Genomic DNA, 25,551 nt, shown 5'->3' with positions numbered 1-25,551 from the left:
ATAGGGCGCCGCACTCTCCGACGAGGCGCTGAACCTCCAGAACTCCGGGAGCGCCACCCAGTGAGTACGAGGCCCAGCACCACATGCGCGAGGCTCAGGCCCTCGCTGAGATGCCCGGCGACCAGGCGATCGAGTTCCGCATCTGGAGCCACGCGGGCACCAGGTACCGGCACATGGGGCGCCCGGCGGACGCGCTCGCCGCGAACGATGTCGCCCGTGGCCTGCACATCACGCGGCGCGACCCTTTGTTCGCTTGTCTGGGACACGCCCGTCACGCAGCCACCCTCGGCCTCGCCGGCGACAACCGCGCGGTGCGGCGGGCCCTCGGCAACGCTCGGGACGCACTCGAACGCGCGGAGCCGGGCCTGGACCGGCCGGACTGGATGACTGCGGCTTGCGATGGCGCAGAGCTGGAGACGCCGGCCCTGTCCGCCCGTCTTCGCCTCCGGAACTGGGACCTGGCCGAGATGCACGCCCACCGGAGCCTGGCCCTCCTCCGCCCACAGATGCGGCGTGACCGCGCCATCAACTCGGCACGGCTCCCTGCCGCTCAGCTCGGACAGGGGCACATCGAACTGGCCACCGCCACAGCGATGACGATCCCCGCCGACGCTGCCATCCAGCACGCCCGGGTGAGAGGGATGCTGCAACAGTTCAGCGCCGCACTGCGCAACACGGCTCCGGGCAGCAGCACTGTCCAGACGTGGGCCGAGCACACCGCGACGTGGGCGACCCTCGCTTGAACACAGCACCCCGAACCAGCGAAGGACCAGGTGAGACTTCCGGTCCTGGCACTCAAGGAAGGCGGGTTCCGACCCACTTGGCGCGGCACCGGCACCGGTACCGCCCACCGCATCAACGACACACTCTTCACCGCCCGCAGCGAGCCGTTCACCACGCTCACGGTCAACCCTGCCGCTGGTGACGGCAACGTCCACGCCCTCTGGCGGACATGGGGCCACGAGGACATCGGCCACAGTCAACCCTGGCGGCGTCACCCCTGCTCACCGTGGTGATCCGACCCGTCGCCTGCCCGATTCACACCAAACCCGTGGCTGTCGCCCCCTGCCAACCCCCCGATGCACCAGTTGGGCGTCAGCGACACGCATAAAGACGGCGCCCGCCAGTGATTTTCACTGGTCAGACGCCTGAGAACGATGTGCCCGGAACCGGACTTGAACCGGTACGCCCGCAAGGGGCAGCGAGGTTTAAGCTCGCCGTGTCTGCATTCCACCATCCGGGCAGGCCTTGGGCTCCGCATCGAGGCTCCGAGCCTATCGGGGTACGTCCCCCGAACAGCGGACGGGCGGACCGATGTTGTCTTATTTTATTGATGTCTGAGGGAGCATCAGACCGCAAAGTAGGCCATCAGCACTTGCCACCAGCCTGGAACGCGATCACGGAACGCGCATCCGGAATGACGGAATTTCACCGTCCGAGCGGATGCGTTCCGCGGCCCTGCCGTGAACGCTCACGCCCGCGCAGACGTTCACACGCCCCGCGCGGAATTCCACGCGCCGCGCACAAGTCGCACCGACGGCCCACAAGGGGCGCACTCCCGGCCCGGTTCCGGTAGGGCCCAGGCCCGGTTCCGGCCCGGCTTCGGTTCGCCCAAGGACGTCCCCGGACGCCCCCGGACATCCCTGATGTCCCTGACATCCCTGACGCCCCTGACGCCCCTGACGTCCAGGACTCGCCCCCGACGCCACGGGTCCGTCGGCCCACGGACCCCCGGCACACCGCCGACCCACCCGCCCCAGCCCCGGCGTACCCGGGGCGCACCCCCGCGCTCCTCCCCCAGTCAGGGGCGCCCCTCATCCCCAGGTATGACTCGGCGGGGGCCGGTCCGACCGGAGGCTGCCTGTGGAACGGGAACAGCGGGTGACTACACGGCCGGATCCGCTCGGGACGATGGAGGTCGACCTGGAAACCGCTGAACCGTCCCGACAGGAGCACACCCCCGTGACCACGACCCCCATCGCCCGGCCCACGACCGCGGCGGCCCGCGCCACGGATCTGTCGAAGATCTACGGAGAGGGCGAGACCCAGGTGGTCGCCCTGGACCGGGTCTCCGTCGAGTTCCGGCAGGCCGAGTACACCGCGATCATGGGCCCCTCCGGGTCCGGCAAGTCCACGCTGATGCACTGTGTGGCCGGGCTCGACACCTTCTCGTCCGGGTCCGTGCGGATCGGGGACACGGAGCTGGGCTCGCTCAAGGACAAGCAGCTCACCAAGTTGCGCCGGGACAAGATCGGCTTCATCTTCCAGGCGTTCAACCTGCTGCCCACCCTCACCGCGCTGGAGAACATCACGCTGCCGATGGACATCGCCGGCCGCAAGCCGGACAAGCAGTGGGTGGACAAGGTCATCGAGATGATCGGGCTGTCGGGGCGGCTCGGGCACCGGCCCTCGCAGCTCTCCGGCGGTCAGCAGCAGCGCGTCGCCGTGGCCCGCGCGCTGGCCTCCCGTCCCGAGATCATCTTCGGCGACGAGCCCACCGGAAACCTCGACTCCCGCTCCGGCGCCGAGGTGCTGGGCTTTCTGCGCAACTCGGTGCGCGAGCTGGGCCAGACCGTGGTGATGGTGACCCATGACCCGGTGGCGGCGGCGTACGCGGACCGGGTGATCTTCCTGGCCGACGGCCGGATCGTGGACGAGGTCTACGGCCCGACGGCGGACTCCGTGCTGGACCGCATGAAGCAGTTCGACGCCAAGGGCCGTACGAGCTGACCGCCCGGCCCCTCCACCCCACCGGACCGTAACCACTGGACTGAGACAGCCATGTTCCGCACCGCCTTGCGCAATGTGACCGCGCACAAGGCCAGGCTCCTGATGACCGTGCTCGCCGTGATGCTCGGCGTGGCCTTCGTGTCAGGGACCCTGGTCTTCACCAACACCCTCTCCAACGCCCTCCAGAACAGCTCCGCCAAGGGCTTCGACCAGGTCGACGTCGCCGTGACCCCCAAGGGCCGCGCGTCCGAGGGCGACACCATCGGCGAGCTGCCCGAGCTGACCCAGGCGATGCTGGAGGACAGCGAGCGGGTGCCCGGCGCCGCGTCCGTCACCGGCGTCGTCACCGGCTTCACCGCCCTCGCCGACAAGGACGGCAAGCTGATCGGCGGCGGCTTCCAGTCGCAGGGCGGGAATTACTGGGGCACCGACGATCCTCGGTATCCGCTGGTCAGCGGGCAGGCACCCAGCGGGCCCGACGAGATACTCATCGACTCCGAGACCGCCGAGCGCGGTGGGTACAAGGTCGGCGACACCATCCGGATGTCCATCGACGGCCCCGTCCTGGACCCGAGGATCACCGGCATCTTCACCACCGACGACGGCAATGTCGCCGCCGGCGGCAGCCTCGCCCTGTTCGACACGGCGACCGCCCAGTCCCTGTTCGGGAAGCAGGGCACCTACGACGAGATCGACGTCCAGGCCGAGCCCGGCGTCTCCCAGGCCGCGCTCAAGGCGGCCCTCGACGGGGCGCTGCCCCAGGACGCCGTGGAGACCAGCACCGGCGAGCAGCTCGCCGACGAGCAGGCCGACGACATCGCCGCCGGGATGAGCGGCATCCAGCAGGGCATGCTGGCATTCGCCGGTATCGCGCTGTTCGTCGGCACCTTCATCATCGCCAACACCTTCACCATGCTGGTCGCCCAGCGCACCAAGGAACTGGCCCTGATGCGCGCGGTCGGCGCCTCGCGCCGCCAGGTGACCCGCACGGTGCTGGTCGAGGCGTTCTTCGTGGGCGCCATCGCCGCGGTGGCCGGACTGGTCGCGGGCATCGGCATCGGCGCCGGACTGCGCGCCCTGATGGGCTCGCTGGACCTCACCATCCCGGCCGGCCCGCTGGTGGTCTCGCCCGGCACGGTCCTGATCGCCCTCGGGGTCGGCATCGTGATCACCATGCTGGCGGCCTGGCTGCCCGGCCGCCGCGCGGCGAAGATCCCGCCGGTCGCCGCGATGAGCAGCGTGCACGCCCAGGCGACGGTGAAGTCACTGGTGCTGCGCAACACGATCGGCGCGCTGTTCGCGGGCGCCGGGGTGGCCGTCGTCCTCGCGTCGACCACGATGGACGGCTCGGACGGCCAGGTCCCGATGGGCCTGGGCGCGGTCGTACTGATCATCGGCGTGTTCATCCTGACCCCGCTGCTGTCCCGCCCGCTGATCGCGGCGGCGTCCCCGCTGCTGCGTGTCTTCGGGGTGGCGGGCAAGCTGGCCCGGCAGAACTCGGTGCGCAACCCGCGCCGCACCGCGGCCACCGCCTCCGCGCTGATGATCGGCCTCACCCTGATCACCGGCATGACGGTGATGGCGGGCAGCCTCCAGAAGTCCATCGACAAGATGGCCGGCGAGGCGATCCGCGCCGACTACATCATCTCCATGGCCAACGGCAACGACCTCTCGCCGGACGTCGAGCGGACCCTGCGCGACACCCAGGGCGTCACCGCCACCAGCCCGATGCGCAACTCGCCCTCGCGCATCGACGGCGAGACCGAGAGCCTCACGGGCGTCGACGGACAGACCTTCGGCGAGCTGACCGAGTTCCCGGTCGACAGCGGCACCTTCACGATCGGCGGCACCGACGTCGTCGTCGACACCGACACCGCCGACCGGCACAACTGGCGGACCGGCTCCGAGTTCACCGTGAACTACGAGAACGGCGACCGGCAGCAGCTGACCGTCGCGGGCGTCTACGAGCCCAACGAGATGTTCCGCGGCATCATGCTCGACGCCGGCACCCTGGCCGCGCACCAGAGCGAGCCCACCGACATGCTGGTCATGGTCAAGGCGGACGGCGGTGTCTCGGACGCCACCAAGGACCGCCTGGAGGAGGCCCTCGGCTCCAACCCGGCCATCGTGGTCCAGGACAAGCAGGACCTGTCCAACCAGATCGCGAGCATGTTCACCCTGATCCTGAACATGCTGTACGCCCTGCTGGCCATGGCGGTGATCGTCGCCGTCCTCGGGGTCATCAACACCCTGGCGATGTCGGTGTTCGAGCGCTCGCAGGAGATCGGCATGCTCCGCGCGATCGGCCTGGACCGCAAGGGCGTCAAGCGGATGGTCCGCCTGGAGTCCCTGGTGATCTCCCTGTTCGGCGGGGTGCTGGGCATCGGCCTGGGCGTGTTCTTCGGCTGGGCGGCCGGTGAGCTGGTGGGCGCCAGGATGTCGACGTACGAACTGGTCGTCCCCTGGGCCCGGATGGCGATCTTCATTCTGCTGGCCGCCATCGTCGGTGTCCTCGCCGCCCTGTGGCCGGCCCGCCGCGCGGCCCGCCTGAACATGCTCGCGGCGATCAAGTCCGAGTAGCCACCGAGGGTGGCGAGAGGTACGACGGTCAGGGCCCCGCTTCCGGTCAGGAGGCGGGGCCCTTCCGTGCCGGCCGTCGTCAGCCGTTCCACACCCGGGGGCGCAGCGGCAGGCCCGCGATGCCCGAGGTCGGGGTGCGGACCGCGAGGACCTGGTTGACGCCGATCCGGTTGCGCTCGAAGGCGAGCGCGGAGGCGGCCATGTAGAGGCGCCAGACCCGCGCGCGGCCGGGGCTGGTCAGCCGGACGGCGTGGTCCCAGCCGGCCTCCAGGTTGGCGACCCAGCCGCGCAGGGTGAGCGCGTAGTGCTCGCGCAGCGACTCGACGTCCCGCACCTCGAAGCCGGCCCGCTCCAGCTGGGTGACGGTCGTGCCGACCGGGGCCAGTTCGCCGTCCGGGAAGACATAGGCGTCGATGAACTGGTCCACGTGGTAGGCGGACTCGTCGTGCTGCGGGCGGCGGGCGATCTGGTGGTTGAGCAGCCGCCCGCCGGGGCGCAGCAGCTCGTACAGATCGCGCGCGTACTCCCGGTAGCGCTCGGCGCCCACATGCTCGGCCATGCCGATGGAGGAGATCGCGTCGTACGGGCCGTCCTGGACGTCGCGGTAGTCCTGGACGCGGATCTCCACCTTGTCGGTGAGGCCCTCGTCGGCGACGCGCTTGCGGGCGTAGGCGGCCTGCTCCTGGGAGAGGGTGACGCCGACCGCTTCCACCCCGTGCTCGCGGGCCGCGTGCAGCACCATCGAGCCCCAGCCGCAGCCGACGTCCAGGAGCCGCTGACCGGGCTTCAGATCGAGCTTCTTGCAGATGAGTTCGAGTTTGTCGCGCTGGGCGTCCTCCAGCGTGCCGCCGTCCTCCCAGTAGGCGCAGGAGTACACCATCGACGGGCCGAGGACGATCTCGTAGAAGTCGTTGCCCACGTCGTAGTGGTGGCTGATGGCCTGCCGGTCGGAGCGCTTGGTGTGCAGATGGCGGCGGGGTCTGCGGATCTCCTCGCCGGGCGGCGGGGGCGGCAGCGCGGGTCCGCCGAGCCGCAGCAGGCCGCGCACTCCCGAGCGGAACTGGGGGTCGCGCAGGGCCTGGGCGAGCGTACGGGCGTCGTCGCCGCGCTGCCAGATCAGTCCGGACATCAGGTCCAGCGCCTGGTACAGGTCGCCTTCGATCGTCAGTTCGCCGGCGACCCAGGCGCGGGCCAGGCCCACCTCCCCCGGTTTCCACAGCAGGCGGCGCAGCGCCCGGCGGTCGCGGACGACCAGTGTCGGGGCCCCTGGCGGCCCCGCCTCCGAGCCGTCCCAGGCGCGGATCCGCACCGGGAGCGGTGCTGCGAGCACCTGTTCGAGCAGTCCCTTCAGCCGCGGCGCGGCGTGGGCCATGGGGCACCTCCGTGACGAGTGATCCCGGATGACTCTCTCTCACGTAAACACCTCAGGGGCGCTCGCGCAGTCCCCAACGCGCGTTACGAGTGTGCAAAATGCATAGACGGCTCACAGTCGCGGACGCCGAAGGGGCCGTCCGCACCACGGATGGCGGACGGCCCCTCGGGGACGTGCGGGGGGGGACCGGCGGGGACGTGCGGGGGGGGACCGGCGGGGACGTGCGGGGGCGACCGGCGTGACCGGATCGAGCCGGTCCAGCCGAATCAAGCCGGTGCAGCCGATCGAGCGGGTCTGACCGATCGAGCCGGTCTGACCGATGCGGCCGGTCCAGCCGATGCGGCCGGTCCAGCCGATGCGGCCGGTCCAGCCGATGCGACCCGTCTGGCCGGTCCAGCCGATGCGACCCGTCCAGCCGGTCCAGCCGGAGCAAGAACGGCCGGGTCAGGAAGCCTTCGCCGTTTCCTCGGTCTTGGCGACCGGGGCGGGGGCGGGCTTGGCCGCCTCGTAGAACTCCTCGCGCGGGTTCTCCATGGCGCCGAGGGAGACGACCTCGCGCTTGAGGAACATACCGAGGGTCCAGTCGGCGAAGACCCGGATCTTGCGGTTCCAGGTCGGCATGGCCAGACCGTGGTAGCCGCGGTGCATGTACCAGGCGAGACGGCCCTTGAGCTTGATCTTCATCTTGCCCATGACGATCATCGCGACGCCCTTGTGCAGACCGAGGCCCGCGACCGCGCCCTTGTTGGCGTGGCTGTACTCCTTCTGCGGGAAGCCCCGCATGCCGGAGATCACGTTGTCGCCGAGCACCTTGGCCTGGCGCAGCGCGTGCTGGGCGTTGGGCGGGGTCCAGGCGTTCGCCACGCCGGCCTTGCGGGCGGCGAGGTCGGGGACCTGGGCGTTGTCACCGGCCGCCCAGATGTAGTCGGTGCCCTGCACCTGGAGGGTGGGGGCGGTGTCCACGTGGCCGCGCGGGCCGAGCGGCAGGCCGAAGCGGGCGAGCGCCGGGTTGGGCTTGACGCCGGCCGTCCACACGATCGTGCCCGCGTCGACCTCCAGGCCGTTCTTGAGCACCACATGGCCGTCGACGCAGGAGTTGAGGGAGGTGGAGAGGTAGATCTCCACGCCGCGGCTCTCCAGGTGCTCCTTGCCGTACGCGCCGAGCTTCGGCCCGACCTCGGGAAGGATCTTGTCGGCGGCGTCGACGAGGATGAAGCGCATGTCCTCGCGGGAGACGCTGGTGTAGTACTTGGCCGCGTCCCGGGCCATGTCCTCGACCTCGCCGATGGTCTCCGCGCCCGCGAAACCGCCCCCGACGAAGACGAAGGTGAGCGCCTTGCGGCGGATCTCCTCGTCCGTGGTGGAGTCGGCCTTGTCCAGCTGCTCCAGGACATGGTTGCGCAGGCCGATGGCCTCCTCGATGCCCTTCATGCCGATGCCCTGCTCGGCGAGGCCGGGGATCGGGAAGGTGCGGGAGACCGCGCCGAGCGCGATCACGAGGTAGTCGAAGGGCAGCTCGTAGGACTCGCCGACCAGCGGGGCGATGGTGGCGACCTTGCGGTCCTGGTCGATGGTGGTGACCCGGCCGGTGAGCACCTCCGCCTTCGGCAGCACACGTCGCAGCGGCACGACGACATGGCGCGGGGAGATGTTGCCGGCGGCGGTTTCCGGGAGGAAGGGCTGGTACGTCATGTACGACCGGGGGTCGACGACCGTGACGGTCGCCTCGGCGTAGCGCATCTTCTTCAGGATGCGCCGAGCCGCGTACAGGCCGACGTACCCACCGCCTACTACGAGGATCCTGGGACGCTCCGTGGTGCTCATGCCATTGAGTATCCACCGGGCCCAGGGGGGTACCTCGTGCGCCCCTTCACAAGCTTCTCCGCCCCCTCTGCTACACTGCGCGGCCCGCGTGATCCACATCATGATGCGGAAAGGGAACCGCGGTAGTGCCCGGCCCGTTGTCAATGCCGCGTGAGCTGCCGGTCCGCCCCTTCGGAATCCGTTGGACCACCCCCCTGTCCCGGGCCCGGAAACCCCCCGGAAACACTCCTCGGAGCACCCTCGCACCCCAGGTGAGCCCCCGGAAAGGCGCCGGAGGGCCGGTTGGTCCCCCGACAGGACCGATTTCCTTGTGAAGAACTTCACGAAGTTTCCCGGCGGGGTGTCGCCCAGACCCCCGAAAACGCCCTGGAACTGCGCTCATACGGTCGGCGGGGCTGCTCAGGAGAGACCTCGGGGCGGGTCCTGCCGACCTGTCAGGCGAGAGACCAGGCGATGCCGTCGAGGATGTCGTGCTCGCTCACCACGACCTCCGCAGCGCCGGTCCGGTCCATGATCGACAGCAGCACGAGCGCCCCCGCGGCGATGACGTCGACCCGCCCCGGATGCATCGACGGTACGGCGGCCCGCTCGGCGTGGGTGGAGCGCAGCAGCCAGTCGGTGATCTCGCGGACCCTGGTGTGCGAGACGCGGGAGTGGTGGATGGCCGCGGAGTCGTAGGCGGGCAGGTCCTGGGCGATGGCCGAGACCGTCGTCACCGACCCGGCCAGGCCGACCAGGGTACGGGCCTCGCGCAGCGGCACGGTCCGCTCGGCGAGGTCGAGGGCGGCCTCGATGTCGGCCCGCATCGCGGCGATCTGCGCCTCGGTGGGCGGGTCGGTCACCTCGCCGTCCACCACGAGGTGCCGTTCCGTCATCCGGACGCAGCCGACGTCGACCGAGCGGGCGGCACGGACGCGGTCCTCGCCGACGACGAACTCGGTGGAGCCGCCGCCGATGTCCACGACGAGGAAGGGGCGGGCGAGCCCGTCATCGGCGGCGGCGCCGGTCAGTTCCTTGGTCGCGCCGGTGAAGGACAGCTCCGCCTCCTGCTCGCCGGAGATCACCTCCGGCTCCACGCCGAGGATGTCCAGCACCCCGCGCACGAAGTCGTCCCGGTTCTCGGCGTCGCGGGAGGCGGAGGTGGCGACGAACCGGACCCGTTCGGCGCCGTGCTCCTTGATGACGGCGGCGTAGGCGCGGCAGGCCGCGAAGGTCCGCTCCAGCGCCTCGGGGGCCAGCCGCCCCGTGCGGTCGACACCCTGTCCGAGCCGCACGATCGTCATACGGCGGTCCAGGTCCGTCAGTTCACCGGTCGCCGGGTCGGCGTCGGCGACGAGCAGGCGGATGGAGTTCGTACCGCAGTCGATGGCGGCGACGCGCGTCATGGCACTTCCTCGGGATCGGGATCGGGGATCGGGGGGCTGGACCGGGGGGCTGGACCGGGGGGCAGGACCGGGGGGCAGGACCGGGGGGCAGGACCGGGGGTCGGATACGGCGTTCGCCTCGGGGCGGCCGGTCAGCCGGAGCCGGCGGGCGTCACGCACGTCCCCTTGCGCCACCACTCCGGCAGCATCTGAAGGGCCTCGTCGCCGAGCGGGTTCACGCCGGGTCCGGCGGCCAGGCTGTGGGCCACCAGGACGTGCAGGCACTTGACCCGGTCCGGCATGCCGCCCGCGCTGGGGAACCCGGTCAGCTCCTCGATCTCGTCGCGGCGCCGGAGGTAGTCCTCGTGGGCGGCGCGGTACGCGGCGGCCAGCTCCGGGTCGCTCTCCAGGCGGGCCGTCATGTCCTTCATGACCCCGCCCGCCTCCAGGGTGCCGATGGCGGAGGCGGCCTTGGGGCAGGTCAGGTAGTACAGGGTCGGGAAGGGCGTGCCGTCGGGCAGCCGGGGCGCGGTCTCCACGACATCGGGCTGCCCGCACGGGCACCGGTGCGCGATGGCGCGCAGTCCGCGGGGCGGGCGGCCGAGCTGCTGCTCGAAGGCGGCCACGTCGGCGGCGGTGGGCTCGGTGCGCGGGGTGGGCGGCGGGGGCGTCTGCATGGCTGCTTTCTGTCGTTCAGGTCACTCGGGCCGGGTCTCCGGCGCGTTGGTCGGGCCGGATATCCGGCGCGTTGGTCGGGCCGGGGTACCGGCGCGGGGCGGCGGGGTCATCCGCTCGCGGCGTCGGACTTGTCGACGCCCTCCCAGACGTTGGTGTACCAGGGCCGGTCGGCGGCCCCGGTGTCCGCGCGGGACTGCTGCACGGCGTCCGGGTCGATCACGATGTACCCGGTCTCCCCCGGCATCACATAATGCAGCCGCTCACGGATCTGCTGCTCGGCGTAGGCGTCGTCCTGCCAACGTGCTTTCTCGTCGCGCAGTTCCTCGACCCGCTCCTGGGCCTGCTCCTGCTGCCGCTCCAGGTCGGCGATCTCGGCGCGCTGGGCGACGTACTGCCTTATCGGGTAGGCGAGGGCGACGACCAGGGAGCACAGGACCAGGGCGAGCAGGGCCGCGCGGCCGGTCAGCCGGGAGCGGCGGGCCTGGCGGCGGGTCTGCGAGCGGTAGACCCGCTCGGCGGTCTGCTCGCCGAGCAGCCGCAGCCTGGTGGCCGTGGAGAACCGGTCCCGCTCCTTCAGGGCCATGTCCCCGCCTCCCGTTCACACGTGCGTACGTCCCCGCACACGGTACGGGACCGGGTACGGGGACGTACGTACGACGCTTCCTCGTGCTGCTCGGGTTCAGCCCTTGAAGCGGGGGAAGGCGCTGCGGCCGGCGTAGACGGCGGCGTCGTCGAGGATCTCCTCGATGCGCAGCAGCTGGTTGTACTTGGCGACGCGGTCCGAACGGGCCGGGGCGCCGGTCTTGATCTGGCCGCAGTTCACCGCGACGGCGAGGTCGGCGATGGTGACGTCCTCGGTCTCACCGGAGCGGTGGGACATCATGCACTTGAAGCCGTTGCGCTGGGCCAGCTCGACGGCGTCCAGGGTCTCGGTCAGCGAGCCGATCTGGTTGACCTTGACCAGCAGGGCGTTCGCGGAGCCCTCCTCGATGCCGCGGGCCAGGCGCTCCGGGTTGGTGACGAAGAGGTCGTCGCCGACGATCTGGACCTTCTCGCCCAGCTTCTCGGTGATGACGTTCCAGCCGGCCCAGTCGTCCTCGTACAGCGGGTCCTCGATGGAGACGAGCGGGTACGCGGAGACCAGCTCCTCGTAGTACTCGGTCATCTCGGCGGCCGAGCGGGACTTGCCCTCGAACTCGTACTTGCCGTCCTTGTAGAACTCGGACGCGGCGACGTCGAGCGCGAGCGCGATCTGCTCGCCGGGGATGTAGCCGGCCTGCTTGATGGCTTCGAGGATGAGGTCGAGCGCGGCGCGGTTGGACTCCAGGTTCGGGGCGAAGCCGCCCTCGTCGCCGAGGCCGGTGGACAGGCCCTTGGTCTTCAGCACCTTCTTGAGGGTGTGGTAGACCTCGGCGCCCCAGCGCAGGGCCTCGGAGAAGGACTCCGCGCCGATCGGGGCGATCATGAACTCCTGGATGTCCACGTTGGAGTCGGCGTGCGAGCCGCCGTTCAGGATGTTCATCATCGGCACCGGCAGCAGGTGCGCGTTCGGACCGCCCAGGTAGCGGAACAGGGGCAGGTCGGACGCCTCGGAGGCGGCGTGCGCGACGGCCAGGGAGACGCCGAGGATGGCGTTGGCGCCGAGCGAGCCCTTGTTGTCGGTGGCGTCCAGGTCGAACATCGCCTGGTCGATCAGGCGCTGCTCGGTGGCGTCGTAGCCGACCAGCTCCGGGCCGATCTGCTCGATGACGGCGAGGACCGCCTTCTCGACGCCCTTGCCCTGGTAGCGGTTGGGGTCACCGTCGCGCAGCTCGATGGCTTCGAAGGCGCCGGTGGAGGCGCCGGACGGTACGGCGGCACGACCCGTGCTGCCGTCGTCGAGGCCGACCTCGACCTCGACGGTGGGGTTGCCTCGGGAGTCCAGGATTTCCCGGGCTACGACGACGTCGATGGACGGCACGAGCATCTCCTTCGTGGATGTGACGCGGTGGGCGGGACCGCCGTGCGGCGAGGCCGCGGGCGGCTCCGCGAGACGAGCCTAGCCGTCCCGGGGGGATCGGCCAGCCGGTCTCCCACCCCTCGGACGGAACCGATCGTAAAATGTTTCCGAACGAAACAAAGAGGCGGGGCGTGGGGGTGGTCGGGAGGGGGGGTGAGGGGGCGGCTGGGAGGAGGGGGTGGGGTGGCCGGGAGTGGGGGCGCGGGCGCGGCTGGAGTGGGGGCGTCGGGGCGTGCCCCCTGCGCGGGGTCGGGGAGCGGGGTCGGGGAGCGGGGCGGGTCGGGGAGCGAAGCCAGGGGGCAGGGCCGCGGGCCCTGTGCGGAGAGCGGGACCGCCCCCGTGCGGGGCGCCGGGGTCGCGGCACGGGAAAGCCCCGCCTCGGCGCGTACGGGGGAATCACGCGCCGGGGCGGGGCGCCCGTGGGGACGGGGGGACCCGCACGGGGCCTCAATGGGGGGTTCCTCCGGGAGGAGACCCCTCAGGGTGAGGACGTATCTCCAGGGTGGAAGGCCCGCCTGTGGAGAGGCTGAGCATCAGCCATGAACCAGCCATGGCCCGAAGTCACCGCAGCGGGCCGTGGCTCACTTCAGGTGCAGTTGCTGGCCCGGGTAGATCAGGTCGGCGTTGTCGACGATGTCGCCGTTCAGCTCGAACAGCTCCTGCCAGCCGCCCGCGACCTCGTGCTCGGCGGCGATGGCGCTGAGGGTGTCGCCGGTGACGACCTCGTACTCGCCGTCACCCTTCTCCACCTGGTCACCGGCCGGCGTGGTGACGGTCTCCTGCGTCGCGGCCGGGCGCTCCTGCGAGCGGGTGGTGCTGGGCTGCTCGGCGGTGCGGTCGCCGCTGCCGCTGCTCTCGCTGCTGCTGTTGTCGTTGCTGCCGGTGCTGCCGGTGCTCGGCTGCTCGGCGGGGGCCGGGGCGGGGTCGGTGGCGGCCGAGCCGCCGTCGTACGAGGAGTTGGACAGGCCCACGCCGCAGGTCGGCCAGGCACCCTTGCCCTGGCCCGCGAGGACCTTCTCGGCGATCTCGATCTGCTGCGACTTGGTGGCCTGGTCGGCGGTGGCCGCGTACTGCGTGCCGCCGTACCCGGCCCAGGTCGAGGCGGAGAACTGGAGGCCGCCGTAGTAGCCGTTTTCGGTGTTGATGGACCAGTTGCCGCCGGACTCGCACTGGGCGACGGCGTCCCACTCGGACGCGGTGGCGGCGGAGGCGTTGCTCGCCACCACCAGCGGGGCGGCGACGGCCGCGCCGGCGACACCGGCGAGCGCGATGACACGGGTGGCCTTGGACGGACGGCGGTGCTTGCCCTTGCCGGAGAACAGCATGAGAGATCCCCTCACCGACGCCTACGAGGTGAGCTGTCGGGTTCGGGCCGGTTGAGTTGCCCGGCCATGTCCCGTACGGGGCTTTCATCCCGTACGTCATGGCTTCACCCCAAGCCGGTCCCGTCCCGTCGAGTCGCCTCAACTTCCGGTGCCGGCACTTACCTTGGGTCCCCCGCTCCTGCCTACGGCGCTTGACGCGACGACTGTTCCCGGCGGCCGTCGGCAGGATTCGGCGTGACGGCCAGCGGAGCCCGCTGCTGCGAGCGGTCCTGACCGTAGTCACGCGATTCCCGGAATTTCAAAGACGATCAGGGCTTCTGAGACTCATCCCACACTTTCGCCAAACCTGGACATTCAGCGCGAAGTATGACGTGAACTCCCGTCACTTCCAGCTCACTTCTTGCCCACTTCTGACCCAACCCGTGGCCAATTCTGATCGCTTCATGCCCCGCCCTCGACTCGGCCCTCGACCTACTCGGCGCCGATGTCGAGCGTCTGACCGGGGACGATGTGGTTCGGGTCGCCGTCGAGCACCGTTTCGTTCTGCTGGAAGATCTGGCGCCATCCGCCGTCGACCTCAAGGGAGTCGGCGATGGAAGTGAGGGTGTCGCCGGGACGCACGGTGTAGGAGCGGCCGAGCGCGTCCTGCGCGTCGCCGCCGCCGCGCGCGGCGTGACGTCCGGAGGAAGAGGAAGTTCCGGAGGTATCGGGGGTACCGGATGAATCCGGGGAATCCGAGGAATCCGAGGAATCCGGGGCATTCAGGGGGGCGGGGGTGTTCAGAGGGGCGGGCGCGTCCGGGGAGGCCGAGGAGGCTGACGGGTCACCCGCGCGCCCCGTCGGCGCCTTCACATCACTCTCGTCGGCGCTGCCGCCGCGATGCCGGCCGCTGCCGGGGAGGGGATCGACCTCGGGCAGGGCGCCGGTGTCCACGAGATGCGAAGAGCCGAGGCTCTGCTGGAAGTTGTCCGATTCGGCGCCGGTGGGCCCGGAGGAGGACTCATTGGGCGGTTCGACGGGAGAGATCGAGGGAAGCGAACCGCCGGAGGCGTCGTCCGCGCCGCCGGGCGCGCCCGGCGTGCCCTGGCCGCCCGACGGGGCGGACGAGGCGTCGGAGGGGTCAGCGGGGCCGGCGGAGCCGGAGGGGCTGTCTGTGGCGCCGCCAGTGGGGCTGTCGGCTTGACTGTCGGCTTGGCTGTCGGTGGGGCTCCCGGTGGGCGAGGAGCCCGGCTCGATGGAACTCCCGGGGGCGGCGGGGTCGTCGGCACTCCCGAACGAATCCGACCCAGCGGACGAATCACCCGAACCATCGGACGACTTGGACGAGTCGGTCAATCCACCCGTACCGCCGGAAGAGCCGTCGGAACCACTCCCGCTCTCCGAGGCGTCCGGCGTCGGGTCGCCCGCCACGCCCGTGTCGACCCCGGCCGGCGCCGAATCCTGCGCGAGACCTTGCAGGGGCCCGCAGACGGGCCATACGCCGACCCCCTGGTCGGCGAGGATCCGCTCGGCCACCGCGATCTGCTGCGAGCGGCTCGCCCGGTCCGGACTCGACGCGTAGTCCAGCCCGCCGTACGCCTCCCATTCGTCCTGGGTCAGCTGAAGGCCGCCGTAGTGGCCGCCGCCGTCGTCCGCGCTCCACGCGCCGCCGCTCTCGCACTCGGCGACCTTGTCCCACGTGGTACCGCTGGCAGCGCTCGCGCCACCGGCCGTGAGGAGGGGGATGGCGATGACCGACCCGGTCACTCCGGCCGCGACGAGAAGAGCCGGAGCCTGACGGGGGCGACGGTGACGACCGTTCCCGGAGAGCATGCGGGGACCTTTCGCGAGACAGCGGTGACCCGCGCGGCGCGTGATGCTCGGCGTCGCGCTGATGGGTGAACGTAGCGGCACCGGTTGACTTGTCACAAGTTAATGCCGTGCAGATCACATGAAGATCACAAAGATGAACGGCCGTCACCATTTGAGTGACCGTCTACGGCTGGGCGGGGGCTGTGGGGTGACTGTCTGTTGGGGGGTGGGGTGGAGAGGGGATGGTGGGGCGAAGGGAAGGGGAGGAGGGGGAATCGGGTGGTTGAGGTGACTCGGGGTAGTTGGGGGCGGTTGGGGTGCTTAGGCGGATTGGGTGGGTTGGTGAGTTGGGAGTGGGGTGGGGGCGAGGGGTGACCCGGGAGCCGATGGCTGGCGGGGGACGGCGGGATCGTCTAGAGCGGTTTGATGAGGCGGAGCCGTCGGATGGGCTGAGTTGGCCGCGTGGGCTGGGGTCGCTGGAGCAGCTGGGGTGAGCGGGGCGGGCGGCCGGGTCGCTGGAGCGGTGGGGGCGGGTCCAGGTGGCCGGGGTAGCCGCTCCCCCGGAGCGGTCGGGCGGGTCTACGTGACCGGCGTCGCTCCAGGGCCCGGCAGTCGGGGCCGTCCAGGTGGCCGGGGGCGCCCCAGGAACCCCGGAACGGTCAGGGCGCGCCCACGTGACCGGCGTGGCCAGACCCCGGCCGGTCGGGGTGCCCCGCCGAAGCCGCCCGGGTGACCTGGGTGACTGGGGCGGCCGACACCCGCTCGACCCACCGAATCCGCCAGCCCACCGGGCCTACCGGGCCTACCGGACTGGCTGGTCCCACCGGACTCACCGGACCTGCCGGACTCGCCGGACCTACCAGGTTCACTGGACCCGCGGGACCTGCCGGACCTGCCGGACTCAGCGGACCCGCCAGGCTGGCCGGGTGGCCGGGCTGGCCGGTCCCATCGGGCTAGCTGATCCCACCGGACTCACCAGACCTGCCGGAGTCACCAGTCTCACCGATCCCACCGGACCCGCAAGACTCACCGGACCCGCCAGACTGGCCGGGCTCGCCGGGCTCGCCGGGCTCGCCGGGCTGCCAGGTGGCCGAGCGGGCCGGTCCCACCGAGTTGGCCAGTCCCTCCGGTCCCACCGGGCCGGCCGGACCCAGCGCACTGGCCGGACCATCAACCCCGTGGCGTGAACTCCACCGGCAGGGTCCGCAGGCCGCGCATGATGAGTCCGCCCCGCCAGCGCAGTTCGGCCGGGTCGGCCGCGAGGCGGAGGTCCGGGAGGCGGGTGAACAGGGTGGCCAGTGCCGTCTGTCCCTCCAGCCGGGCGAGCGGGGCGCCGAGGCAGTAGTGGATGCCGTGCCCGTAGCCCAGGTGCTGGTTGTCCCGGCGGCCGAGGTCGAGGGTGTCCGGTTCGGCGAACCGCTCCGGGTCCCGGTCCGCCGCCGCGAGCACCACCAGCACCGGATCACCCGGCGCGATGTCCTGCCCGCCGATGGTCAACGGCTCGGTGGCGAACCGCCAGGTGGCCATCTCGACCGGCCCGTCGTACCGCAACAGTTCCTCGACCCCGGTTTCGAGCAGCCCGGTGTCCCCTGTCTCCAGTCTCTCCAGGGCGTGCTGGAACCGGACGCGCTGATCGTCATGGGTCAGCAGGGCATAGGTGCCGTTGCCGATCAGATTGACCGTGGTCTCGAAGCCGGCGAACAGCAGGATGAACGCCATCGCCGCCGCCTCGTTCTCCGTCAGGTGCTCCCCGTGGTCGGAGGCGCGGATCAGGCCGGAGATGAGGTCCTCACCGGGTGTCGCGGTGTCGGGGAGGGCCTCGCGCTTGCGGTGGATGAGGTCGGCGAGATAGCCCCGCATCTTCTTCACCGACCGCGCGACCCCGCCGCGCGGGCCGCCGCCGTGCCGGATCATCATGCCCGCCCAGTCCCGGAAGTCGTCCTGGTCCTCGCGCGGGACGCCGAGCAGATCGCAGATGGCGTGGATGGGCAGCGGGAAGGCGAAGTCATGGATCAGATCTGCGGCTCCTTTCTCCGCGAAACGGTCGATCAGGTCGTCGGTCAGCTCCTGCACCCTCGGCGCGAACTCGGCCACCCGGCGCGGGGTGAACGCCTTCGCCACCAGCCGCCGCAGCCGGGTGTGGTCGGGCGGGTCGATATTGAGCAGATGGGTCATCAACTCGGCCTTGCGCTCACCGGGGATACCGGTCTTCCCCTTGGCGTGGGCCGGCTCGTCGTGATGCGCCGGGTTCTTCGACAGCCGTGGATCGGCCAGCGCCTGGCGGGCGTCGGCGTACCGCGTGACCAGCCAGGCCGACACACCGCTGGGCAACTCGGTGCGGTGCACGGGCGCGTGCTCTCTCAGCCACGCGTAGGCGGGGTAGGGGTCGGTGGCGAAGGCCCACGTGAACAGGTCGGGGGCGGAGGCGGGGGCGCCGGGGGCCGGGGCGCGGCCCATGGGGCAGCCCTGGGGTGAGGTCGGTCGGTCGTGCTGGTCGGTCACTGTTCGACCGTATCCCGGCCCTCCTTGTCTCTGATCGCGTCCCGGTAGGCCCGCGCCGCCGCCCGCAGGGCCGCCTCCGGGTCGACGCCGTCGGCCTCGGCGCGGGCGGCCAGTGCCAGCAGCTCGTAGCCGATGCCCTCGCCCTGGGGCAGCGGGACGTCCAGACCGGCCGTGCGGGCACGGGAGACCAGCTTGGCCGCGAGGGCGAGACCGGGCTGGTGGAGCGGGACGCCCTCCGTCACCGACGTACGCCGCTTCTCCTGCGCCTTGGTGCGCAGCCAGTGTTCCTTGACCTCCTCGGGGGTCGTCGCCGTCGCGTCGCCGAAGACATGCGGGTGGCGGTGGATGAGCTTGGCGACGATGCCGGCGGCCACGTCGTCGATGGAGAAGGGGGCGCCGCCCGAGACCTCCGGATCGTCTCCATCGGTCTCCCCGTCGTCCGTCACGGTCTCCCCGGCATCCCCGGCACCTTCGGCGGTCTCCCCGTCGTCCGTGGCGGTCTCCCCTCTTATGTGCTCCGGTGCCGCCCCCTCCTCCGCGATCCGGGCGTGGAAGACCACTTGGAGGAGGACATCGCCCAGTTCTTCGCGCAGTTCGTCCCGGTCGCCGTCCTCGATGGCCTCCACCAGTTCGTACGCCTCCTCCACGGCGTACTTGGCCAGGCCTTCGTGGGTCTGCCGCGAGGACCAGGGGCATTCCCTGCGGATGCGGTCCATGACCTGGACGAGGTCGAGCAGCCGGGCGCCCGGGAGGTCGTAGGAGGCGGGCAGCAGCTCCAGCTCGGGCATCCGCACCCGGCCGGAGCCGGCGAGGCGGGCCAGTCCGTCCGTCAGCGTGGGCTCGCCCTCGCCCGTGGCGACGACGACCACCGTCCGGCCGCCGTCGCAGGCACCGACCAGGTCCTCGGCGGTCGGCGCGGTCTCGGCGATCCGTATGCCCGCGTCCCGGAGATAGGGGAGCTGCGGGTGTGCCCCGTCCGCGCACAGCACCGAGTCGGCGGCGTGCAGCGCCTGCCAGGCGGGCCAGGACAGCAGGCCGGGCGCGACACGGTGGCTGGTGGTGAGCAGGACGATACGGCCGGGGCCGGGAGTGCCTTCGGGGCTGATTGCGTTCACGATCCGAACGTAACGCACACCGCGGACCCCGCCGGAGAAGTTATCCACAGCCCGACGGAATCATCGGATTATCCGCCCACCCGGACCGCGTCCCGGCCTCGGAACGCGTCCCGGCCTCGGAACGCCTCGCGCGGCCTCGGACGGATCCGCTACGCCGGCTGCTCGCCCGCCGCCGTGACCTCGCGTACCCACGGTGTCTCCGCGTCCACGCGGCCGACCGTCTCCACGTCCCAGGAGCCGTAGCGCGGGTTGAGGTCGACGCCGAGTTTCTTGGACGCCTCGGACAGCGCCGCCCAGAACGCGGGCTGGCTGGTGTCGGTACCGAGCCTGGCGGCGAGCTTCTGGGCCTCGATCTGGACCCGCAGGTTGGCGTCGAGCCGCTCGGGCGCCACGCCGTACTGCTGGAGCCAGGTCGCCTCCAGTGCCTGGGCACCGCCCGCCTGGGCCTCCAGCTCGCCGCGGAAGGTCTGGACCTCATTGCGGGTCACGGTGACACCGGCGTCCTTGGCGGCACGGTTCAGCACCTGGTCCAGGACCATGCCGTGCAGGGTGTCCCGGGTGAGACTGCCGGTCTCGGCGATGGTCTGCGCGTACTGCGCCTCGTCGGTCACCGCGGCCCGCTGCGCGTCGCGTACCTCACCGACCCGGTTCTCCAGTTGCGACACGGTGATCCGCTGATCGCCCACGACGGCTGCCGCACCCGGGTGCGCGTCGTTTCCGCACGCGGTGAGCAGCGGGGCCGCGGCGGCGATCACGGCGGACAGGACGAGCGCGGTGCGACGACGGCGGTGCAAGGGAACCTCCCGAGGAGATTGTGCGGCGGTGCACAAAGTCTTGCGGTGATCGATGGTAGGCAGCGAGCAAGCTCTGGCCAACCCATTCGACCAACGATTCACCACGACTTCGGGCACCGCCGCGCTCCGCGCCCCCGCCCGCCCCCGGCCACCACCACGCCCGGCCACCGCGCACAGCGCCCGCGCATCGCCCCGGCAGCGTCCTATAGGCGCATTTTTCCACCGCCCGCCCCGCGCGGGCGACGGCGTGTCGGCCACACCCGGAACCCCAGGCCGACAGACCGACACGCCGACACGCCTACGGACCGACACGCCGACAGACGAACCAGACCGACCAGACCGGCACGTCGGCTCGGCCGAGCTCAGCCCCGTACCTGCCCCAGCCACTGCAACGTCCGCCGTACCTCCAGCGCCAGCGGATGCGCGAGGCCGCCCAGCCGCTCCACATCGTGCAGGAGCCGCATCAGCGTCTCGTGAGCGGCGCTGCGGTCGCCGAGGGCGAGCAGCAGATGCCCGATCCGCCGCCGCACCTCGTGGGCGAGGCCGGGGTCGCCGGAGACGTACTGGTTCTCGTAGTACGGCAGCAGCGCGCGGTAGGCCGCGAGGGCCGCCGCCGGTTCGCCGAGCTGTTCCAGGCACTGGGCGGCGTCGTAGCGGAACCGCAGGGCCTGCGGGTCGGCCTGGCCGGCCTCGGCGGCGCGTTCGTCGGCGAGGCGGCGCAGTTCGGGCAGGGCACGCCGGTACTGGCCGTCGTCCATGAGCGTGGCGGCGTACTGCTTGCGCAGGGTGCGGACCACCGGGGAGTGCTCGCCGTGCTGCTCGGCGGCGGTGGGCAGGATCGCGCCGAGGATGTCGACGGCCTGGGTGATGCGGCCCTCGCCGAGCAGCCGCTTGACCTCGTCGACGGCCTTGGCGACGTCCGGCTTCTCGTCGGGCGGCGGGGTGGCGGGGGCGGGCTGGGGCGCGGGCGTGCGCGCGCGGGCCGGCCAGGGGGCGTGCGGGCGCAGGAAGGGCCGCATGGGGTCGAGGGGCGCCCCGGTCGGCATCCCGCGCGCGGGCAGCAGCAGCGCCAGGTCCTCGTACACCTCCTGGGCGGAGCCCGGACGGTGCTGCGGGTCCTTCGAGAGCAGCCGCAGGACGAGGGTTTCCAGTGCCTCGGGGACCTCGGGGCGGATGCGGCGCACGGGCAGCGGGGGCTCGTACAGATGCCGGTGCAGGACGCCCAGCGCGGTGGAGCCCGCGAACGGTACGTCGCCGCTGAGCAGTTCGTGCATCAGCACCCCGAGCGCGTACAGGTCGGTGTACGGGCCGACCGCGCCGCCCATGGCCTGTTCGGGCGCCATGTAGGCGGGCGAGCCGATGGGGGAGCCGGTGTGCGTGAGGCGGGTGGTGTCGCTGTCCATGACGGACGCCACGCCGAGGTCGAGGACGGTGACCGTGCCGTCCTGCTTGACCATCACGTTGCGCGGCTTGAGGTCGCGGTGGACGATCGGCACGGCGTGCACGGCGCTCAGGACGGCGCACAGCTGCGCGGCGACCGCCACCGTCCACTGCCAGGGGTACGGGTCGTGCTCGGCGAGGTGGTCGGAGAGGTCGGCGCCGTCCACGTACTGCATGACGAGGAAGAGTTCCTCGCCCTCGCTGCCCGCGTCGTGGACGGTGACCAGGCCGGGGTGGTCGACCTGGGCGGTCACCCGGCACTCGCGCACGAAGCGGCGGCGCAGTTCGTCGGCCTCCTGCCCGGCGACCTTGTCGGGGCGCAGCAGCTTCACCGCGACCCGCCGGTCCAGGCGCCGGTCGTAGGCGGTCCAGACCTGGCCCATGCCGCCCTGCCCGATCAGTGTGGCCAGTTCGTAGCGGTCGGCGACGACCCGTCCTGCCGTCACGGTCACCTGTCGCCCTCGGGCCGGCCGTCCTGGTTGCGCAGGTAGTCGCTCAGCTCGTCCAGCTCCGCGCGCACCTCGTCGATCCGCGCGGGTCGCTGGGGCGGCGGCGTCGGCGTCGCCGGGTGGGCCATCGGGGGCGGTGTGTGCGGGGGTTGCGGGGCGTGCGGCACGGGCGTGCCGTGCGGGGCGCTCGGGGGAGGCGGGGTGTGCGGCGGGCGGTGGGCGGGCGGCAGCTGGGAGACCGTGGTCGCGGTGTACGGGGGCTGCGGCTGCGGGTAGCCGTACGCGGGCCCCGGGGCGGGCGCGGGCGCGTACGGGGCGTAGTGGAGCCGGCGGTCGTGGTAGTGGCGGATCTCGGCGGTGAGGTAGTACACGACGGCGGCGGCGAGGGTGACCAGCAGCAGGGTGAGGCCGGTGTAGCCGATGGCCGTGTCGATCTCGTCGCCCGGGTCTTTGCCGATCAGCACCATGGCGAGGATGTCGATGGCCACGACGGCCACGAACAGCACCCAGTCCAGGGCCTTGCGCGTGACGAGCGCCAGGCGCAGCATCATCGACGCGGTCAGGAAGCCGAGGCTACAGACCGAGACCACCACGAACAGCACACGCAGGAACACCAGCACCCCTGTGGAAGGTGGCCGCTTCACCGGCTGCGTATAGCCGTGGCCATGCATGGCTGCTCCTGAAACCTGGGACGGGAAACCTGGAACGGGCGCGCGCGGCCGGCCCCGTGCGCTGCCGGTCGTGCGATGGTCGCTTCGAGCGTATAGGCCGACACGGACAACCGGTCCCGGGTTGTACCGAACCGTTGTCGACCTGATCACTCCCCGCGTCCCCGCACGTCGCAGCGGCGCCGCCGCTTCGGCTGCTACGACGCCGGATACGGCGCTCCGGTTGCCGTTCTCCCGCCCCTGTCGCCGCCCTTGGCGGTGCCGCCCGTGCCGGCGCCTCGCGCGCGGGTGCTTCGCGGGCCGGTGCGGCGCGGCTCAGCGGGCCGGTGCCGCGCGGCTCAGTCGGGGGCCACCGTGCCGTCGGTCAGGCCGTCGTACATCCCGCGTACGAGTTGCTCCCCGGTGCGGTTCGCGCGCCTGAGCGCCCGTTCGAACTCGTCCAGGGCGCGGAAGCGCGCGCCGTAGCGGCGTTGTTCGTTCAGGGCGAGGCGGGGCAGTTGCAGGCGGCGCACGTCGAGCCGGGTGGCGGTGGAGGCATAGCTGCTGGCCTGGCGGTTGTTGGCGGTGCCGCGCAGGAAGCCGGCGAGGAACCACGCGTCGAGCGCGGTGGGGTCGGGGCGCAGCAGGACGAGATTGCGGCCCAGGGCGGCGCCCCCGGTCGCGTCGTCGATCACGCGCGCCATGGCGCCGCCGCCGAGCACCGGTACGACGACGTCGCCGGGCTCGGTGAGCACGGTCTCCTCGTCGCCCTCCGGCAGGGCGCCGGTGGGGGCGGCGCCGGACAGGACGTCGTGGTCGGTCAGGACCGGCACGCGCGCGGGGGGGCTGTCGGTGGCCGGAGCGCCCGGCACGCGCGCGTGGGCGGTGTTCGTACTGGAGCGCATCACGAGCGCGCCCCCGCGGGCGAGTTCGCCGATGGTGGTGAGGGGCCAGCGCGCGGTGTGGGCGGGGGTGACCGGAGGGGGCGTGAGGTCGCCGGTGAGGCGCAGGGTCTCGCCCAGGCGCTCCCTGACCGCGGCGAGCGCCTCCGCGCCTTCGGCCGCCGCCGGGGGCGGGAGGTGACGGGCGGGGGCGAGGTCCACATCGTCGTCGAGGAGGTCGATGACCGGCATCGAACGCGCCAGCCCCGGCCGCTCTCGAAGCGTGCCCGCGCGGTCGAACGCGCTCCACGCCTCGGCCACCGCGTCCCTGACGGCCCGCCAGTCGGGCCCGCCGCGGCCCTCCCCGGCGTACTGCCCGGTGTCGACCAGCAGCACCTCCGGGGCCGCGGGCGCGGTGCCGGGCCGGCGCAGCACCCACAGGTGGAGCTGGATGCTGTGCGGCGGGGCGGCCCCGACGGGCAGCGCGATCACGGCGCGCAGGGCGCCGCGCCGCAAGAGGTCGGCGCGGATCCGGCGGCCGGAGCGGCGGGAGGCGGTGGCGGGCGGCATCAGCAGGACGGCGGTGCCGCCCTCCTTGAGCCGGGCCAGCGCGTGCTGCACCCAGGCCAGCTCGGACTCGGTGCGCGCCGGGAAGCCGTACTCCCAGCGGGGGTCGTACGCCAGTTCGTCGTGGCCCCAGTTGCGCTCGTTGAACGGCGGATGGCACAGCACGGCGTCGGCGCGCAGTCCGGGGTGGGCGTCGGCGCGCAGGGTGTCACCGACAGCGGCGCGTACGGCGGCGCCCGAGTGCAGCGCGAGCCGGAGCGCGGTGAACGCCGCCAGCTCCGGTGCGCTGTCCTGGAGATGGAACTCCTGGTCGGGGCGCGGGTCGACGGCCCTGGGCAGGGCGCCGGTGCCGCAGGCGGGGTCGAGGACGATCCGGGCGGGTCCGGCGAGACGGGCCATGAGGTCGGCCAGTTCGGCGGGCGTGAGGGTGTATTGGCGGGGGTTGGCGTCCAGATGCCGGCCGAGCAGGAACTCGAAGGTCTGCCGGGCGCCCATCTCGGCGGCGAGTTCGGCGGCGCCGCGGAGGAGGGGGGCGGAGGGGAGGAGTTCGGGGCCGGTGGGGGTGTGAACAGCGGGGGTGGTGTTCACAGCGGGGGGTGGGTTCACGGTGGCCGGGGTGTTGACGGCGGCCTGGGTGTTCGCGGTGCCTGGGGTGTTCACAGCGGCCGGGGCGTGTACGGGTGCTGGGTTGTGTACGGGGGCCGGGCTGTTCACAGCCGTGGGGGTGTTGACGGGCGGCGGGCCGTTGACGGCGGCGGGGGTGTTGCTCGCGGCGGAGGTGTTGCTCGCGGCGGGGCGGTCACCGGCGGCGGAGCTGTTGACCGCCCAAGGGCCGTTCACACCCCACGGCGGATTCACACTCGCCGCCCGGACTGCCCCGCCTACGCCACCGGCACCACCCGTACCTCCAGTTCCACTCGCCCCACTGGCCCCACTCGCCCCGCCCCGTCGCCGCCCCGCGCCGCCGAACCTCGCGACGATCACCGGCTCCAGTTCCCCCGGCAGCATGGCCGCGAGCCGCTCGTCCGAGCCGGCGGCCACGTCCAGCCACACGGTCGGCCGGTCCTGGATCAGCAGCAGTACGCACCCGGCGTGGATCAGCGCGGTCGCCGGGCCCTCGGGGTGTCCGGCGAGTTGCTGCCAGACGCGTTCACGGAGCGGGACCTCGGCGAGCTTGCCCTGGTGGCGCAGCCAGCGTTCGACCTCGGCGAGGGCGAAGGACGGGCTGGTCTCGGTGCCGCCGACGGGTTTGGGGAAGTCGGCGTGGCGACGGCGCCAGTTGCTGACGGCGGCACGTCCCACGCCCGCGAGCCGTGCGATCCCCGCAGCGGTCACCTCTGTCGCGTTGTCCTGCACTCGCCCCGCTCCCCTCGTCCCGTCGTCCAGCGTCCCGTATGTGACCCCGAGCATACGACGTATGCACGATCCACCCATTCACGGGCAGTATGCAAGATCCGGGAGTTCACGGCCGTGTACCGACCTGAAGACGTGAA

18 protein-coding genes, 1 tRNA gene and 1 riboswitch are annotated in these 25,551 nt (G+C 71.9%); of the genes, 4 read left to right on the top strand and 15 right to left on the bottom strand.

Going from position 1 to position 25,551, the window contains the following annotated elements:
• The first annotated feature begins 83 nt into the window (after positions 1 to 83).
• Together ACFXAZ_RS08925 and ACFXAZ_RS08920 are read left to right on the top strand one after the other, a co-directional pair.
• The gene (locus tag ACFXAZ_RS08925) at positions 84 to 743 is read left to right on the top strand and encodes a hypothetical protein (RefSeq protein ID WP_384586830.1); all 660 of its coding nucleotides are present in this window, start codon (positions 84 to 86) and stop codon (positions 741 to 743) included.
• Between the two features lie 30 nt (positions 744 to 773).
• Positions 774 to 1,016, top strand: coding sequence for a hypothetical protein (locus tag ACFXAZ_RS08920; protein WP_384586828.1), 243 nt, complete (start codon positions 774 to 776; stop codon positions 1,014 to 1,016).
• Positions 1,017 to 1,160: 144 nt separating this feature from the next.
• Here the strand turns inward: ACFXAZ_RS08920 and ACFXAZ_RS08915 are convergent.
• Positions 1,161 to 1,243, bottom strand: a tRNA-Leu gene (locus ACFXAZ_RS08915).
• A gap of 719 nt (positions 1,244 to 1,962) precedes the next feature.
• On the opposite strand from ACFXAZ_RS08915, the gene ACFXAZ_RS08910 reads away from it, so the two are divergent.
• Together ACFXAZ_RS08910 and ACFXAZ_RS08905 are read left to right on the top strand one after the other, a co-directional pair.
• The gene (locus ACFXAZ_RS08910; RefSeq protein ID WP_384586826.1) at positions 1,963 to 2,730 is read left to right on the top strand and encodes an ABC transporter ATP-binding protein; all 768 of its coding nucleotides are present in this window, start codon (positions 1,963 to 1,965) and stop codon (positions 2,728 to 2,730) included.
• 51 nt (positions 2,731 to 2,781) lie between these two features.
• Complete coding sequence (locus ACFXAZ_RS08905) at positions 2,782 to 5,310, top strand: ABC transporter permease (RefSeq protein WP_384586824.1); 2,529 nt, start codon at positions 2,782 to 2,784, stop codon at positions 5,308 to 5,310.
• A gap of 79 nt (positions 5,311 to 5,389) precedes the next feature.
• Here the strand turns inward: ACFXAZ_RS08905 and ACFXAZ_RS08900 are convergent, their stop codons facing one another.
• From ACFXAZ_RS08900 to ACFXAZ_RS08835, 14 genes are all read right to left on the bottom strand, one after another.
• The gene (locus ACFXAZ_RS08900; RefSeq protein ID WP_384586822.1) at positions 5,390 to 6,682 is read right to left on the bottom strand and encodes a class I SAM-dependent methyltransferase; all 1,293 of its coding nucleotides are present in this window, start codon (positions 6,680 to 6,682) and stop codon (positions 5,390 to 5,392) included.
• A 444-nt stretch (positions 6,683 to 7,126) separates the two neighbouring features.
• Positions 7,127 to 8,506 (bottom strand): NAD(P)/FAD-dependent oxidoreductase, encoded by a 1,380-nt coding sequence (locus ACFXAZ_RS08895; RefSeq protein ID WP_384586820.1) that lies wholly within the window; start codon positions 8,504 to 8,506, stop codon positions 7,127 to 7,129.
• A 434-nt stretch (positions 8,507 to 8,940) separates the two neighbouring features.
• Positions 8,941 to 9,891, bottom strand: coding sequence for an exopolyphosphatase (locus ACFXAZ_RS08890; protein WP_384586818.1), 951 nt, complete (start codon positions 9,889 to 9,891; stop codon positions 8,941 to 8,943).
• Positions 9,892 to 10,022: 131 nt separating this feature from the next.
• Positions 10,023 to 10,547, bottom strand: a complete 525-nt coding sequence (locus ACFXAZ_RS08885; RefSeq protein WP_384586816.1) for a DUF501 domain-containing protein — start codon at positions 10,545 to 10,547, stop codon at positions 10,023 to 10,025.
• A 107-nt stretch (positions 10,548 to 10,654) separates the two neighbouring features.
• Entirely contained in the window at positions 10,655 to 11,131 is a 477-nt protein-coding gene (locus tag ACFXAZ_RS08880; protein ID WP_384586814.1) for a septum formation initiator family protein, read from the bottom strand.
• Between the two features lie 96 nt (positions 11,132 to 11,227).
• Positions 11,228 to 12,514, bottom strand: coding sequence for a phosphopyruvate hydratase (eno, locus tag ACFXAZ_RS08875; protein WP_384586812.1), 1,287 nt, complete (start codon positions 12,512 to 12,514; stop codon positions 11,228 to 11,230).
• Between the two features lie 614 nt (positions 12,515 to 13,128).
• Complete coding sequence (locus tag ACFXAZ_RS08870; RefSeq protein ID WP_384586810.1) at positions 13,129 to 13,872, bottom strand: transglycosylase family protein; 744 nt, start codon at positions 13,870 to 13,872, stop codon at positions 13,129 to 13,131.
• Positions 13,873 to 13,875: 3 nt separating this feature from the next.
• Positions 13,876 to 14,072: riboswitch (cyclic di-AMP (ydaO/yuaA leader) on the bottom strand.
• Positions 14,073 to 14,343: 271 nt separating this feature from the next.
• Positions 14,344 to 15,684, bottom strand: coding sequence for a transglycosylase family protein (locus tag ACFXAZ_RS08865; protein ID WP_384586808.1), 1,341 nt, complete (start codon positions 15,682 to 15,684; stop codon positions 14,344 to 14,346).
• Between the two features lie 1,149 nt (positions 15,685 to 16,833).
• Positions 16,834 to 18,120 (bottom strand): cytochrome P450, encoded by a 1,287-nt coding sequence (locus ACFXAZ_RS08860; protein WP_384586967.1) that lies wholly within the window; start codon positions 18,118 to 18,120, stop codon positions 16,834 to 16,836.
• Between the two features lie 41 nt (positions 18,121 to 18,161).
• Complete coding sequence (locus ACFXAZ_RS08855) at positions 18,162 to 19,280, bottom strand: MazG family protein (protein WP_384586806.1); 1,119 nt, start codon at positions 19,278 to 19,280, stop codon at positions 18,162 to 18,164.
• 149 nt (positions 19,281 to 19,429) lie between these two features.
• On the bottom strand, positions 19,430 to 20,074 hold the full coding sequence (locus tag ACFXAZ_RS08850) for a SurA N-terminal domain-containing protein (RefSeq protein ID WP_384586804.1): 645 nt from the start codon (positions 20,072 to 20,074) through the stop codon (positions 19,430 to 19,432).
• A 362-nt stretch (positions 20,075 to 20,436) separates the two neighbouring features.
• Complete coding sequence (locus ACFXAZ_RS08845) at positions 20,437 to 21,924, bottom strand: serine/threonine-protein kinase (protein ID WP_384586965.1); 1,488 nt, start codon at positions 21,922 to 21,924, stop codon at positions 20,437 to 20,439.
• Between the two features lie 38 nt (positions 21,925 to 21,962).
• A complete protein-coding gene (locus ACFXAZ_RS08840; protein ID WP_384586802.1) occupies positions 21,963 to 22,607 on the bottom strand; it encodes a hypothetical protein in 645 nt (214 codons plus the stop codon).
• A 362-nt stretch (positions 22,608 to 22,969) separates the two neighbouring features.
• Positions 22,970 to 25,414: an N-6 DNA methylase gene (locus ACFXAZ_RS08835; RefSeq protein ID WP_384586800.1), complete on the bottom strand. Its 2,445-nt coding sequence runs from the start codon at positions 25,412 to 25,414 to the stop codon at positions 22,970 to 22,972.
• Between the last annotated feature and the right edge of the window lie 137 nt (positions 25,415 to 25,551).

Source organism: Streptomyces sp. NPDC059477 (assembly GCF_042749375.1).
Classification (GTDB): Bacteria; Actinomycetota; Actinomycetes; order Streptomycetales; family Streptomycetaceae; genus Streptomyces.
This window is presented reverse-complemented; position numbering and strand designations above follow the sequence as displayed.